The 14,209-nt window shown below is 69.6% G+C and carries 12 protein-coding genes; 3 read left to right on the top strand and 9 right to left on the bottom strand.

Going from position 1 to position 14,209, the window contains the following annotated elements; genetic code table 11:
* Positions 1 to 386: 386 nt before the first annotated feature.
* From ggh to FXO23_RS29545, 5 genes are read right to left on the bottom strand one after another with little or no spacing between them, the layout of a single operon-like run.
* On the bottom strand, positions 387 to 1,736 hold the full coding sequence (gene ggh / locus FXO23_RS29525) for a glucosylglycerate hydrolase (RefSeq protein WP_158888752.1): 1,350 nt from the start codon (positions 1,734 to 1,736) through the stop codon (positions 387 to 389).
* A complete protein-coding gene (locus FXO23_RS29530; RefSeq protein ID WP_158888753.1) occupies positions 1,733 to 2,818 on the bottom strand; it encodes an ABC transporter ATP-binding protein in 1,086 nt (361 codons plus the stop codon). The genes ggh and FXO23_RS29530 overlap by 4 nt, the downstream gene beginning before the upstream one ends.
* A gap of 18 nt (positions 2,819 to 2,836) precedes the next feature.
* Positions 2,837 to 3,682: a carbohydrate ABC transporter permease gene (locus FXO23_RS29535; RefSeq protein ID WP_158888754.1), complete on the bottom strand. Its 846-nt coding sequence runs from the start codon at positions 3,680 to 3,682 to the stop codon at positions 2,837 to 2,839.
* Positions 3,679 to 4,542 (bottom strand): carbohydrate ABC transporter permease, encoded by an 864-nt coding sequence (locus tag FXO23_RS29540; protein ID WP_158888755.1) that lies wholly within the window; start codon positions 4,540 to 4,542, stop codon positions 3,679 to 3,681. Before FXO23_RS29540 ends, FXO23_RS29535 begins: the two co-directional genes overlap by 4 nt.
* Positions 4,542 to 5,873 carry an ABC transporter substrate-binding protein gene (locus FXO23_RS29545; RefSeq protein WP_158888756.1) on the bottom strand — a complete coding sequence of 444 codons (1,332 nt, stop codon included), beginning with the start codon at positions 5,871 to 5,873 and terminating at the stop codon, positions 4,542 to 4,544. The genes FXO23_RS29540 and FXO23_RS29545 overlap by 1 nt, the downstream gene beginning before the upstream one ends.
* 70 nt (positions 5,874 to 5,943) lie before the next feature.
* Between FXO23_RS29545 and FXO23_RS29550 the strand changes: the two genes are divergently transcribed.
* On the top strand, positions 5,944 to 7,131 hold the full coding sequence (locus tag FXO23_RS29550) for an ROK family protein (protein WP_158888757.1): 1,188 nt from the start codon (positions 5,944 to 5,946) through the stop codon (positions 7,129 to 7,131).
* A gap of 374 nt (positions 7,132 to 7,505) precedes the next feature.
* Here FXO23_RS29550 and FXO23_RS29555 read toward each other — a convergent pair whose 3' ends face one another.
* From FXO23_RS29555 to FXO23_RS29570, 4 genes are read right to left on the bottom strand one after another with little or no spacing between them, the layout of a single operon-like run.
* Positions 7,506 to 8,255, bottom strand: a complete 750-nt coding sequence (locus FXO23_RS29555; RefSeq protein ID WP_158888758.1) for a succinate dehydrogenase/fumarate reductase iron-sulfur subunit — start codon at positions 8,253 to 8,255, stop codon at positions 7,506 to 7,508.
* Positions 8,256 to 8,257: 2 nt separating this feature from the next.
* Positions 8,258 to 10,147 carry a fumarate reductase/succinate dehydrogenase flavoprotein subunit gene (locus FXO23_RS29560; RefSeq protein WP_158888759.1) on the bottom strand — a complete coding sequence of 630 codons (1,890 nt, stop codon included), beginning with the start codon at positions 10,145 to 10,147 and terminating at the stop codon, positions 8,258 to 8,260.
* A gap of 37 nt (positions 10,148 to 10,184) precedes the next feature.
* Positions 10,185 to 11,018, bottom strand: coding sequence for a hypothetical protein (locus FXO23_RS29565; RefSeq protein WP_158888760.1), 834 nt, complete (start codon positions 11,016 to 11,018; stop codon positions 10,185 to 10,187).
* Positions 11,015 to 11,305 carry a hypothetical protein gene (locus FXO23_RS29570; protein ID WP_158888761.1) on the bottom strand — a complete coding sequence of 97 codons (291 nt, stop codon included), beginning with the start codon at positions 11,303 to 11,305 and terminating at the stop codon, positions 11,015 to 11,017. Before FXO23_RS29570 ends, FXO23_RS29565 begins: the two co-directional genes overlap by 4 nt.
* A 262-nt stretch (positions 11,306 to 11,567) precedes the next feature.
* On the opposite strand from FXO23_RS29570, the gene edd reads away from it, so the two are divergent.
* Positions 11,568 to 13,445 (top strand): phosphogluconate dehydratase, encoded by a 1,878-nt coding sequence (edd, locus tag FXO23_RS29575; RefSeq protein WP_158888762.1) that lies wholly within the window; start codon positions 11,568 to 11,570, stop codon positions 13,443 to 13,445.
* Positions 13,446 to 13,489: 44 nt separating this feature from the next.
* Positions 13,490 to 14,122, top strand: coding sequence for a bifunctional 4-hydroxy-2-oxoglutarate aldolase/2-dehydro-3-deoxy-phosphogluconate aldolase (gene eda / locus FXO23_RS29580; RefSeq protein WP_158888763.1), 633 nt, complete (start codon positions 13,490 to 13,492; stop codon positions 14,120 to 14,122).
* Positions 14,123 to 14,209: the final 87 nt, after the last annotated feature.

Below are 14,209 nucleotides of genomic sequence, written 5' to 3' on the forward strand. Positions count from 1 at the left end.
CAAGGGCTTTGTGCAGCCGCACCGCACTCTCCATTCCCGATGGCGAGCGCACCGCCCGCCGCTTGTGGTGTATCGAAAGATGATCGCGAATTTGGTACGGGCGAACCATTCCATTCACGCTGATGGATGGATGCGAATTTCCGGCCGCGCCGCACCGCCCGCCGTTGAGGGCCCATCGGATTGCGAACTCCGAGTGAAATTGATCTCCACGGGGTCGGTGCCTTGCGAAGCATCGCGGCGCGATGCAGTGAATGATTCCTGCTTGAGACCGATTTCCGGCGCTGATGGTCGCGCTGTGTTCCCGCCGGTACCCGATGGAGGCGTCGCACCTTCCGCGTAGTTTGATCAATCCGTGGACACGACCGGGTGACCCGTCCCGGCCCGCCTCAGGAGGTGCAGAGCCAATCCAGGACGACGGCGGCGGTCCAGCTCTGGTTGTGGCTGCCGAGGGGTTCGCCGGTGAAGGGCTGGTAGTACTCGCCGAACGAGCCGTCCTCGGTCAGCCGCAGGCCGCCCTCGCGCAGCTTGCGTGCCCGATCGAACCAGCCGCGGTATTCGAATGCCCAGCCGAACAGCCAGGCGATGACCGGCCACTGCGGGCCCCGCCAGTACTGCCGGGGATTGAACCCCGGGCGCAGCGGGGAAACCGAGGGCGGGACCGCGGCCAGCAGGTCCGGATGTCCCGCCCAGCGCGGTCCCTCCATTGTAGACAGCAGCTTTTCCCTGGAACGGACGGAGATGCCGCCGCACAGCAGCGGGGAGAATCCGGCGATGCTCTCCGTGTCCAGCCAGCGCCCGGTGCGCAGGTCGCGGTCCCGCGCCATCCCGGACACCGGGTGGCGGCTGGCCGCCACCGCCGCTCGCGCATTGGCCGCCCAGTCGTACAGCTTTCCCGCCGGCCACCCCAGTTCGTGCCCCAGCTGGGCGAGGACTTCACAGGACAGCGAGAACAACGCGGTGATGAACACGTCGCCGACGAGAAAACTCGACCGGCGCACCACCTCGGCCGAATCGTAGGCAGCGCGCCGCATCTCCTCGATCAACCAGATGTAGCGGTCGTACTCGGCGCTGGACGGGCGCTCCGCGGGATCGGACACCTGCAACAGGTCCTGGCGGACGTACGGCAGCAAACCCGCACCCGGCCGGACCCCCGAGTACGGCACGTCCCAGCGCGGCGAGTTGTCCATTCCGGACTCCCAGCCGTGCACGATGGCGATCAGGCCGCTGGTGTCCGGAATCCGGTAGTCCACCAGCCACCGGTGCCATTCGTACAGCGCGGGCCAGATCCGCCGGGCGAACCGCTCGGCCTCTTCCTGGTCGGCCCTGGTCGAGCGCCGCGCGACATCGAGCATCCTGCGGACCGCGATGGCGTGCACCGGCGGCTGGCAGATGCCCGAGGTCCGGACGTGTTCGGGGCCGTCCGCGGCGACCTCGGTCCCCCACCGGTCCGGCCCCGGGAAGTAGGCCGCGTCCTCGGTGAACACGATGTGCGGGAGCATGCCGTTGCGCCACTGCGCGCCGAAGAGCGTCTCCAGCTCCGTGATCGCCCGGCTCACGTCGACGTGCGCGAGCCCGATCGAGATGAACGCCGCGTCCCAGCTCCACATGTGCGGGTACAGCTTCGGAGCCGCGGTGATCACCGTGCCGTTGTCGTTGTCCCGCAGCACCCGCGCCGCGCGGGCGGCCAGCGACGGCGAGGAGTAGCTCGTGTCACGGGTCGCGATGTCCAAAGTCATCTCTCCTCCAGGAGCAACTGGGTTTCCGGGTCGTACCAGCGGCACTGCCCGGGCAGCGGCCGAAGCCGCAGCCGCGCGCCCGGGTCCGCGCGGAAACTCGGCGGCGCCGAAACCTTCAGCACCTGACCGCACAGTTCGGTGGTGAGCAGGGTCGACGAGCCCAGCGGCTCGAACACCCGCAGCTCGCACCGCAGGCCATCGCCGTCGCCGGATTCCACGGCGATCGCCTCCGGCCGGATCCCTAGTTTCAACGTCTTTCCGCGGTACGAGCGCAGATATCCGGGCAGCGGCAGCGACTGCCCGCCGAAGTCGATCCGCGGCTCGTCCCCGTCACCGCCGACGGTCCCGGTGAGGAAGTTCATCGGCGGGCTGCCCAGGAACCCGCCGACGAACTCGTCCGCGGGTTCGTCGTACACCGCGGTCGGCGCGCCCACTTGGGCGATCCGGCCCTCGCGCATCACCGCCACCCGATCGCCGAGCGACAGGGCCTCCACCTGGTCGTGCGTCACGTACAGCGTCGTGGTGCCCAGTTCACCGACGAGTTTCTTCAGTTCCGCCCGGAATGAAAGCCGCAGCAGGGCGTCCAGATTGGACAGTGGTTCGTCCATGAGCAGGACGTCGGCGTCCATCACGATCGCGCGCGCCACGGCGACCCGCTGGCGCTGCCCGCCGGAGAGCTTCGCCGGGTACCGGTCGAGATACGGGCGCAGTTGCAGCAGATCCGCCGCCCATTCCACCTTCCGCCGCACCTGGTCGGCGGGCACCCCGTGCACGCGCAGGCCGAACCCGATGTTGTCGGCGACGTTCTTGTTCGGGAACACCGCGTACGACTGGAACACCATGGACAGGTTGCGGCGCCGCGGTTCCAGGTAGGTGACGTCCCGGCCGCCGATCACGATCTGGCCGGAGTCCGGCAGTTCCAGCCCGGCGACCATGCGCAGCAGCGTGGTCTTGCCGCAGCCGGACGGCCCGAGCAGCACCATGAACTCACCGTCCGGCACGTGCAACGACACCGCGTCGGTCGCCCGGCTCGTCCCGCCGGGATAGGTCTTCACCAGCTCGTGCAGCACGATCTCAGCCAAGGCAGGCTCCTCGAGTTTTCATCGCAACGTCGTGCCCCACATGTTCACCAGGTATCTCCGCATCACGAGGATGAACACCAGCGCGGGCAGGATCAGCGCGAACCCGCCCGCGAACCGGTACGCCTGCGGCGCCTCCGCGAGCGCGGCGAGCACCTGCGCGGGAAGCGTGCGGTGCCCGAGGGTGATCACCGCGGCGCCGAGCACCTCGTTCCAGGACAACACGAACGTGAAGATCGACGACGCCGCCAGCCCGGGCAGCGCGAGCGGGAGCACCACCCGGCGCACCGCCTCGAACCGGCCGCAGCCGAACACCCGCGCCGCCTCCTCGACGTCGGTCGGCACCGAGACGAAGATGCTCGCGGTGATCAGGACCGTGGTCGGCAGGGCGAGCGCGGTGTGCAGCAGGGTCACCGAGAACACGGTGTCGTACACGCCGAACCGCAGGAACATGGTGGCCAGCGGTACCGACAGCACGACGATCGGCAGCGCGCGCACCAGCAGGATGAACACCTGGTAGACGTCCTTGCCACGGAACGTGTGCCGGGCCAGGGCGTATCCCGCGGGCGCGCCGACGAGCAGCGAGAACACCACGGTGTAGCTCCCGGCGAGCAGCGAGTTGCCCAGCGCCGGGATGGTGCCGGTCCCGGCGAAGAACTCGCCCAACGTGTCCAGGGTGAACTCCGCGGGCACCAGGGGTTTCGGGAACACCGTCAGCGCGGGCGCCGACGAGAACGCGGCGAGCGCGATGAGTACCATCGGCACGGCCATGAACAGGGTCACCGCGACACAGGCGAGCTGCACCCCGGCCGCGCGCCACCGGCGGCGGCGCAGCGGGGCCGGATCGACCGGGGGCAGCGGGGTCATCGGCCGCCTCCCCGCATCGCGCGCAGGTACAGCACGGCCGTGCCGAGCGACAGGGCGAGCACGACCAGGGCGACCGCGCTGGCCACCGCGGGATTCTGCAGGTTCACGTACCACTGATAGGTTTCGCCGACCAGCAACGGGAAATCCCGCCCGGTCAGCGCCTGCGCGACCGCGAACGCCTGCAGCGCCAGGATGGTCCGCAGGATCAGCGCGACCTGCAGGCTCGGTTTGAGCAGCGGCAGCGTGACATGCCGCAACCGCTGCCAGATGCTCGCGCCGAAGACCTGCGCGGCCTCGTCGTAGTCGCGCGGGATGAGCTGCACCCCGGCGACCACGATCACGAACACCAGCGAGGTCGCGCGCCAGATCTCGGCGACCACCACGGTGAACAGCATCGAGCCGGTGTTCTGGTAACCCAGCCACTGCACGCCGTTCTCGCTCAGCCCCAGGGAAACCAGCAGCGAGTTGAGGTAGCCGCGTTCGGCGAAGATGGACAACCAGACCAGGCCCGCCGCGAGTTCGGACACCGCGAGCGGGACCGTCCACAGGTAGAAGTGTCCGCTGAGGAACCGGGGGCGCGCCTGCATCAGCAGCGCCATACCGACCGCGAGGACGAGCTGCACCGGTACGACGATGACGATCAGCAGCAGGGTGTTGCGCAGCGCGCGGAAGAAGTACGGATCGTCGAACAGCCGCTGCCAGTGGGCCAGGGTGAACCCGGCCTCGTCGCGGAACGCGGCCAGCACGCCCTGGACCAGGGGCCAGCCGAAGAGCAGCAGCATGAGCACGAGCGAGGGCGCCAGCAGCAGCCAGGGCGAACCAGCCAGGCGGCTCGCGCGCGTCGGTCCGGCAGGGGGCATCAGCCCACCTCGCACAACGCGTTGCGCGGATCCGGGGCCCAACAGGGTACTTTCAGCTCGCTGAGCACGCCCTGCAGCACCCGGGCCTGTGTGTCCAAAGTGGATCGGATGTCGGCGCCGTTGAGCACGATCTCGCGGAAGCTGTCCTTGAACACCTTGCTGACCTCGCCCTCCCGGGTCCCCAGCCCGACCGGCGGCAGCGACAGGATCCCGTCCGGGGCCTCGCGCTGGCGGCGGACCGCGTCCGCCTCGAGCCGGATCGCGGGCGGCAGATCGGCCGGGGCGTCGTTGGTGACCGTGGGGAAGAAACCGTTGGACCGCAACACTTCCACCTGTGCCTCCGGTTTCGACAGCGCGCTGATCACCTTGCGGGCGAGTTCGACGTTCGTGCTGCCCCGGGGGATCGCGAGCCCGCTCACCACGGCCATGTACCCCAGTCCGCGCGGGCCGCGGGGCGCCGGGACCATCCGCCACCGGTCCGGTTCGGCCTCCGGCGCGGAGACCAGGCGCACGACGTGGTCCCAGGCGATCGTCACCTCCCGTGCGGCAAGGGGTTCCTGCATGAAGTCGTAGGTCGTGCTGGCCGGATTGCAGTTGGCCCACAGTTCGCGCAGGTACTGCCAGGCGGTGACCGCCTCGGGAGAACGGAACGTGGTGATCTGGCCGCCGGTGAACGAGGGCAGCAGGTAGCCCTGGACGAACCGGTGCAGCAATCCCTTGGGCCCGGCGGGCAGCCCGAGCACCGGCCGGTTCCCGTTGGCGCGCCGGGCGGCGATCGCCCAGTCCAGGAACTGGTCGTAGGTCAGGTTCCGCACGTCCGCGCCCGGCGGCAGGTGCGGCAGGGCGTCCGCGTGCGCCGCGAGGACGAAACTCGCCTGCGCCCACGGGACGTACCAAATGCGGTCGGTGCCGAGCCGGGCGAGTTCGAGGTGCTGGGCCGACCAGCCGCGCGGGCCGAGCCCGGCGAGCAGGTCGGTGAGATCGGTCAGGTACCCGTTCGCGAGCGGGGCCAGGTCACCGTGGACCCCGCCGAGCAGGCCCACCTGGGTGGAACCGGCGTCGATCTGGCTGCGCACCTGGCTGACGAACGGCCCCTCCTCGACCGTGACGTAACTGACCTCGTCGGGGACCGTCTCGCGCAGCGTCGCGCGGAACCGTTCCGCCTCGGCGACCGGGCGGAACTGCGTGGACAGGAAGACCATCCCGCTGGTGCCGGTGGTCGCGAATCCGGTGCACCCGGCGCCGAGCGCGGCGACGCCCGCGAAGCCGAGCGCGCCGCGCAACACGGAACGGCGAGACGGGCCGCTGCCGGGCAGTCGGACCGCGCGCATCTCGCACTCCTGGTGACCTAGACTTCTGTCAGGGCGTTGAACATAAGTCGGATCGGGAGATGCTGTCAACATGCCCCTGGAACATTCCCGCAACATTGCCGCAACGGCGGCGACCTCGCCGGGTCACATCCTCGCGGTGCTCCGGGCCGAGGGGCCGATGACGCGGCAGGAGCTCCAGGACCGGGTCGGCCTGTCCAGGGTGACCATGGTCGAGCGGCTCGACCTGCTGCAACGCCTCGATCTGCTCCGGCCGAGCGGGCACCGCGCGTCCAGCGGCGGGCGGCCCGCGGAGGTGCTCGCGGCGAATGACCTCGGCCGGACCGCGCTGGTCGCCGACATCGGGCAGACGCATGCCACGCTCGCCGTGGTCGACCTGCGCGGCACCATCCTCGGCCAGGCCGAACAGCCCCTTCCGGCGCGGCACCACCCCGCGGAAACCCTGCCGCCGCTGCTCGAACTGGGACGGCGGCTGCTCGCGGAATCGGGCCGCGCCGATTCCCTGTGCGCCGTCGGCCTGAGCATCCCGGGTCAGCTCGACCACGAGCGCGGCACCACGATCGCCCCGCCGACCATGCCCGGCTGGACCGGCGTGCCGCTGCGGGAACCGTTCGGCGACGCGCTGAACGTGCCGGTCGTCCTGGAGAACGACGCGAACGCGCTGGCCTTCGGCTCGTACTGCGCGATGGGCCGCCCCGCCGCGGCGCTGGTGGGGGTCAAGGTGGGCACCGGAATCGGCGCCGGGGTGGTCATCTCCGGGCGGACGCACCGCGGGGAGACCGGATGCGCCGGCGAGATCGGGCACATCCGGATCGAGGGCAACGAGGAACGCTGCGACTGCGGGCGGCGCGGCTGCGTCTCCGCGCTCGCCAGCGGGCGCGCGGTGATCCGGCGGCTCCGGTCGTCCGGGGTGCGTTCCGCCGCCGACGTGCTGCGCCGGGTGCGGGACGGGGACGCCGAAGCGGTGGCGACCACCGCCGACGCCGGTCGCCTGGTCGGCACGGTCCTGGCGACCGTGGTGACGATCGTGAACCCGCGCTACGTCCGGGTGGGCGGGGCGATCGGCGTGCTGCCGCCGTTCCTCGAGGGCCTGGCCGAGGTGGTACGGGCCCACGCGCACACCAGCGCGCTGGACGGGCTGAGCATCGAAGCCTGCGCGCTCGGCGAGAACACCACCCTCGCCGGTCTCGCGGGCCTGGTCGCCGACGAGATGCTCTCCCCCGCCACCGTCGACGCCCAAGCCCGCGCCCTAGCCACCTAGCGTTTCCCTCTGCGGCTCTCTGGTCACTGAGAAAGTGCGATGTGGCGCCCCCCATGCGGTTTTCTCACTGTGTGGCGTGGTGCCGTGCTCGTGGGGTGTGCCCGGATGTCGGGCTCGCCTACCGAAATGGGGAACTCGGTGTACCGAAACGGGGAACTCGCACGTCCGAAACGGGGGACTCGCGGCAGCGGGCCTCAGCCTGCCGCGAGTTCCCCGTTCCGGTCGCGTGTGTTCCCCGTTTCGGTGGCCCGAGTTCCCCGTTCCGGGAGAAGGCGAGCATCAATGCGCCCTCAGGGACGTGCAAAGTACCCAATGTGGCTTTCGGGGCGTTGAGTGCCCCGAAAGCCACATTGGGGGATTTCGGCTACGGGAGCTCAGCCTCGGCGGAAGAGTTTGTTGCCCAGCCAGACGATCGGGTCGTAGCTCTTGTCCACCACGCGTTCCTTCATCGGGATGAGCGCGTTGTCGGTGATGTGGATGTTCTCCGGGCACACCTCGCTGCAGCACTTGGTGATGTTGCAGTAGCCGAGCCCGTGCTCCTCCTGCGCCTGCTTGCGGCGGTCCGCCACGTCGAGCGGGTGCATCTCGAGTTCGGCGATCCGCATCAGGTACCGCGGCCCGGCGAAGGATTCCTTGTTCTCCTCGTGGTCCCGGACGACGTGGCAGGTGTTCTGGCACAGGAAGCATTCGATGCACTTGCGGAACTCCTGCGAGCGCTGCACATCGACCTGCTGCATCCGGTACTCGCCCGGTTTCAGGTCCTCCGGGGGCGTGAACGACGGGATCTCGCGCGCCTTGGTGTAGTTGAACGACACGTCGGTGACGAGATCGCGGACCACCGGGAACGTGCGCATGGGCGTCACGGTGATCGTCTCGGTTTCCTCGAACAGCGACATGCGGGTCATGCAGAGCAGGCGCGGGCGCCCGTTCACCTCCGCGGAGCAGGAACCGCATTTGCCCGCCTTGCAGTTCCACCGCACGGCGAGATCCGGCGCCTGGGTGGCCTGGAGGCGGTGGATGATGTCGAGGACGACCTCACCCTCGTTCACCTCGACGTCGAAGTCGGCGAGTGCACCGCCCTCGTTGTCGCCACGCCAGACGCGGAAGTGCCCTTTGTAGCTCATGGTCAGGCCTTCCTCTCCGGGTGCGCGGTCAGTTCGCCTTCGGTGTAGTACTTCTCCAGCTCGGTCACCTCGAACAGTTCGAGCAGGTCCTGCCGGAGCGGGGTCTGTTCCTTGGGCGTCACCGAAACCCCGTCGCCGTCCGCCGCGCAGACGAGGAGGGTGTTGCGCCATTTGGCGTCCATCTTCGGGAAGTCGTCCCGGGTGTGGCCGCCCCGGCTTTCCGTGCGCTGCAACGCCGCCCGCGCGACGCATTCGCTGACCAGCAACATGTTCCGCAGGTCCAGCGCCAGATGCCAGCCGGGGTTGAACTGCCGGTGGCCTTCCACGCCGACGACCGCGGCGCGTTCCTTCAGGTCGCCGAGGCGTTCCAGCGCCTGTTCCATCTCCTCGGACTTGCGGATGATGCCGACCAGGTCGTTCATCGTCTGCTGCAGTTCGTGGTGCACCGAGTACGGGTTCTCCGCGGCGTCCCGTTCGAAGGGCGCCAGCGCGGCCTTCGCGGCACTGTCCACAGCGGACTGCGCTACGGCGGGCCGCTTTTCCAGCGCTTCCACGTAGTCGGCGGCGCCGAGTCCCGCGCGGCGACCGAAGACCAGCAGGTCCGACAGTGAGTTCCCGCCGAGGCGGTTCGAACCGTGCATGCCACCGGAACACTCACCGGCGGCGAACAGGCCCGGCACGCTCGAGGACGCGCTGTCCGGATCGACCTCGATCCCGCCCATCACGTAGTGGCAGGTCGGGCCGACCTCCATCGGCTCGGCGGTGATGTCGACGTCGGCGAGTTCCTTGAACTGGTGGTACATCGACGGCAGGCGCCGCTTGATCTCCTCGGCGGACAGGCGGCTCGCGATGTCCAGGAACACGCCACCGTGCGGGGATCCGCGCCCGGCCTTGACCTCCGAGTTGATCGCCCGGGCGACCTCGTCGCGGGGCAGCAGGTCGGGGGTGCGCCGGTTGTTGTCGGCGTCGGCGTACCAGCGGTCCGCCTCCTCCGGGCTGTCCGCGTACTGCCCCTTGAACACGTCCGGCACGTATTCGAACATGAACCGCTCGCCGTCGGAGTTCTTCAGCACGCCGCCGTCGCCGCGCACGCCCTCGGTGACCAGGATGCCCTTCACGCTCGGCGGCCAGACCATCCCGGTCGGGTGGAACTGCACGAACTCCATGTTGATCAGGTTCGCGCCCGCCCGCAGCGCCAGCGCGTGCCCGTCACCGGTGTACTCCCACGAGTTCGAGGTGACCTTGAACGACTTCCCGATCCCGCCGGTGGCCAGCACCACGGCCGGGGTCTCGAACAGGATGAACCGCCCGCTCTCCCGCCAGTAGCCGAAGGCCCCGGCGATGCGGCCGTCTTCCTTGATCAGCTCGGTGATCGTGCACTCGGCGAAGACCTTGAGCTTCGCCTCGTAGTCACCGTGCTCCTTGAAGTCCTCCTGCTGCAGCGAAACGATCTTCTGCTGCATCGTGCGGATCAGCTCGAGGCCGGTGCGGTCCCCGACGTGCGCGAGCCGCGGGTAGGTGTGCCCGCCGAAGTTGCGCTGGCTGATCCGGCCGTCGGCGGTCCGGTCGAACAGGGCGCCGTAGGTCTCCAGCTCCCAGACCCGGTCCGGCGCCTCCTTGGCGTGCAGCTCGGCCATCCGCCAGTTGTTCAGGAACTTCCCGCCCCGCATGGTGTCGCGGAAGTGCACCTGCCAGTTGTCGTTGGCGTTCGCGTTGCCCATGGACGCCGCGCAGCCGCCCTCGGCCATGACGGTGTGCGCCTTGCCGAACAGCGATTTGCACACCACCGCGACCGACAGGCCGCGTTCCCGGGCCTCGATGACCGCGCGGAGACCGGCGCCACCCGCGCCGATCACCACCACGTCATAGTTGAGCCGCTCGACCTCGGTCATGAAAATGTCACCTCGGAGCCTTTTGTTGACGACGCTGTCAATTGATGAACCGCAGATCCGCGATGGCGCCACTGGCTACGAGCATCACGTACAGGTCGGTGAGGACCAGGGTGCCGAGCGTCGTCCAGGCCAGCGACATGTGCCGGTTGTTCAGTTTGGTGATCTGGGTCCACATCCAGTACCGCACCGGATGTTTCGAGAAGTGCTTGAGCCTGCCCCCGGTGATGTGGCGGCAGGAATGGCAGGAAAGCGTGTACGCCCACAGCAGGATCACGTTGCCGAGCAGAATGATGTTGCCGAGGCCGAAACCGAATCCGCCGCCCTTTCCGTGGAACGCGATGATCGCGTCGTAGGTGTTGATGATCGAGACGACCAGGGCGACGTAGAAGAAATACCGGTGCACGTTCTGGATGATGAGCGGCAGCCGGGTCTCGCCGGTGTACTTCGCGTGCGGTTCGGCGACCGCGCAGGCCGGCGGGGAGAACCACACCGAGCGGTAGTACGCCTTGCGGTAGTAGTAGCAGGTCAACCGGAAGCCGAGCAGGAACGGCAGCACCACGAAACCGAGCGGGATGAAGCCCGGCAGTTCGCCGAACGGGGTGCCGAAATGGCTCGAACCGGGAACGCAGGATTCGCTGAGGCACGGTGAATAGAACGGGGTCAGGTAGTGGTAGTCCTCGACCCAGTACGCGGTCCGCACGAACGACCGGATCGTCGCGTAGATGACGAACGTCGCGAGGCCCAGCGTCGTGAGCAGTGGCGGCAGCCACCATCGATCGGTGCGCAGGGTGCGCTCGGGTATCCGGGCCCGCGCCGGCGCGCGAACCCCGGTACCCACCCGGCTGGCCTCGTTGCTAGCCGGCGCGCTCACCGCTGGTCACGCTGGTAGCCGCCGACACCCTCGTCGTCAGCGCCTTGCCAGAGTGAAGGGTCGTACGGGGTATCGGGCACCACCACGACGTTGGACCGGTCGACCGGCTTCGCCTGCGCGGGCACCTTGGTTTCGTCGAGGTCCCCGGCGTCGATGTCCAGCCGCTCCACGTCGTTCGCGAGCCTGCGCACCGCCGACGCGTCGCCGTAACGCGAGCGCAGCGCGCCGACGCACTGCCTGAGTTGTCCGATGGTACGGCGAAGTTCAGCGATTTCTGTGGTGGACATCCAAACCTCCGCGGGTCAGTCCGGCGGCGCGTCGAGTGGAGCGGTGGCGGTCTCAACGCCTCTGTGCCCGACTCTGCCTTGCCATGTGCAGTGTGACAAGTAGCACACACCTCGTAGATGCCGTGATCGGGGTCACCTTAAACGATCTTCTTAATCGATTTTGATTCGGCGTCCCCGGAGCGGTACTGTGGCCACTGTCACCAGCGAGCGACGCCAGCGCTGCCGTCCGCCGACCAGCTGAATTCCCGAGGCGGAGGCGCCGATGAGCAACGCCCGTCCTGACCATGTCCACCCGGTGGTCGCCGAGGTCACCGCGCGCATCGCGGCGCGCAGTGCCGACAGCCGGTACGCCTACCTCGAGCGCATGGCCGCCGCACGTGCCGAAGGCCCGGTCCGCGCCGGGATGGCGTGCAGCAACCTGGCCCACGGTTTCGCGGCGTGCGGCGGGGCCGACCGGCTCGCGATCCGCGGCCTGACCAAGCCCGGTATCGCGATCGTCTCGGCGTACAATGATCTGCTCTCCGCCCACCAGCCGCTGCACGAGTACCCGGCGTGGCTCAAGGACGCGGCCCGGGAGGCGGGCGGGGTCGCGCAGTTCGCGGGCGGCGTCCCGGCCATGTGCGACGGCATCACCCAGGGGCGCGCCGGGATGGAGCTCTCGCTGTTCAGCCGCGAGGTGATCGCGATGGCCACCGGGGTCGCGCTGTCGCACGAGATGTTCGACGGCGCGCTGCTGCTCGGGGTGTGCGACAAGATCGTTCCGGGGCTGCTGATCGGCGCGCTGGCGTTCGGGCACCTCCCCGCGATCCTGGTGCCCGCCGGGCCGATGAGCTCCGGCTTGCCGAACAAGGAGAAGGCGCGGGTGCGGCAGTTGTTCGCCGAGGGGCGCGCGACCCGCGAGGACCTGCTGGAGGCCGAATCGGCTTCCTACCATTCGGCGGGCACGTGCACGTTCTACGGCACCGCGAACTCCAATCAGCTCGTGGTCGAGGTGATGGGCCTGCACCTGCCCGGCGCCAGTTTCGTGCCGCCCGGGACGCCGCTGCGGCGGGCGCTGACCGAGGAGGCCGCGCGCCGGGTCGTCGCGCTCTCCCGGGGGCCGGAGTACACGCCGATCGCCGAGGTGGTCGACGAATGCTCGATCGTCAACGGGGTGGTGGCGCTGCTGGCCACCGGCGGCTCGACGAACCACACGCTGCACCTGGTGGCGGTCGCCGCGGCCGCCGGGATCCGGCTCACCTGGGACGATTTCGCGGACCTGTCGGCGATCGTGCCCTTGCTGGCGAACGTCTACCCCAACGGCAGCGCGGACATCAACCACTTCCACGCGGCGGGCGGGGTGCAGTTCCTGATCGGCACGCTGCTGGACGCGGGGCTGCTGCACGCGGATGTCCGCACGGTCGCCGGATACGGGCTGGATCGCTACCGCCGCGAGCCGATCCTCGACGGTGATCGCCTGGTGTGGCGCGAGGTGCCCACCCGCTCCCTGGACGAAGCCGTGCTGCGGCCCGCGGACAACCCGTTCGCACCGGACGGCGGCCTGCGGATGCTCAGCGGGAACCTCGGCCGCGCGGTGATCAAGGTGTCGGCGGTCGCCCGGGAGCACCGCGTGGTGCGGGCCCCGGCCCGGGTCTTCACCACGCAGGAGGCGTTCGACGCCGCGTTCCGCGCCGGTGAACTGGATCGCGATGTCGTGGTGGTGCTCCGCAACCAGGGCCCGCGGGCGAACGGGATGCCCGAGCTGCACGGGTTGACGCCCGCACTGGGTGTGCTGATGGATCGCGGGCACCGGGTCGCGCTGATCACCGACGGCCGGATGTCGGGCGCCTCGGGCAAGATCCCGGCGGCGATCCAGCTGACCCCGGAAGCGGCCGCCGGTGGCCCGATCGCCCGGATCGCGGACGGCGACCTCGTCCAGCTCGACGCCGACAACCGCGAACTCGACGTGCTGGTGAGCGAGCGCGAGCTGACCGGACGGGACGTGCCGGACGCGCCGCCGGACGAGGCGTCCTGGGTCGGGACCGGCCGGGAACTCTTCGCGTCGCTGCGCCGCGCGGTGGGCCCGGCCGATCAGGGGGCCAGCGTGTTCGGCGGGATGACGCCGGGCCACTTCGGCGCCTCGCCCGAGGCTTGGGTGTGAGGAACGTAGGCTTGCCCGCGGAGGCGATTGTGGAGGTGCCTGACGTGACAACGGGATCCGACCTGCTCGACCTGTCGCCGGTGATGCCGGTCGTGGTGCTGGACGACGCCGAGGACGCCGTGCCGGTGGCCGAGGCGCTGCTGGCCGGCGGGATCCGGGTCATCGAGCTGACCCTGCGGACGCCCGTCGCCGTGGAGGCGATCCGGCGGGTCGCCGCGAAGGTGCCGGACATCGTGGTGGGCGCCGGGACGGTCACCTCGCCCGAACAGGCCGCCGAAGCCGCCGAAGCGGGGGCGGCGTTCCTGGTGACTCCGGGGTGCACGGACCGGGTGCTCGACGGCGCGTTCGCGACCGGCCTGCCGTTCCTGCCCGGGGCGAGCACGGTTTCCGAAGCGATGCGCCTGGGCGAACGCGGGCTGACCGCGCTCAAGTTCTTCCCGGCCGAACCCAGCGGCGGAGTCGGCTACCTGCGCTCGATCGCCGGACCGCTACCGGGGTTGCGGTTCTGCCCGACCGGCGGCATCACCGTGGAAAGCGCACCGCGCTACCTGGCACTGTCCACTGTGGGCTGTGTCGGCGGCTCCTGGCTCACGCCGAAGGACGCCTTGGCGCGCAAAGACTTCGCCCACATCGAAACCCTCGCCCGCGAAGCCGCCGCCCTGCGCCCGGGAGCCTGAGGCGCCGCGAGCCGCAGCCCCGTCGGTCCCGAGGTCCCGTTCCGGTCGCGCGAGTTCCCCACTCCGGTCCAGCGAGTTCCGCGTTCC

Origin of the sequence: Amycolatopsis anabasis, assembly GCF_009765355.1 — a bacterium.
GTDB classification, from domain to species: Bacteria; Actinomycetota; Actinomycetes; order Mycobacteriales; family Pseudonocardiaceae; genus Amycolatopsis; species Amycolatopsis anabasis.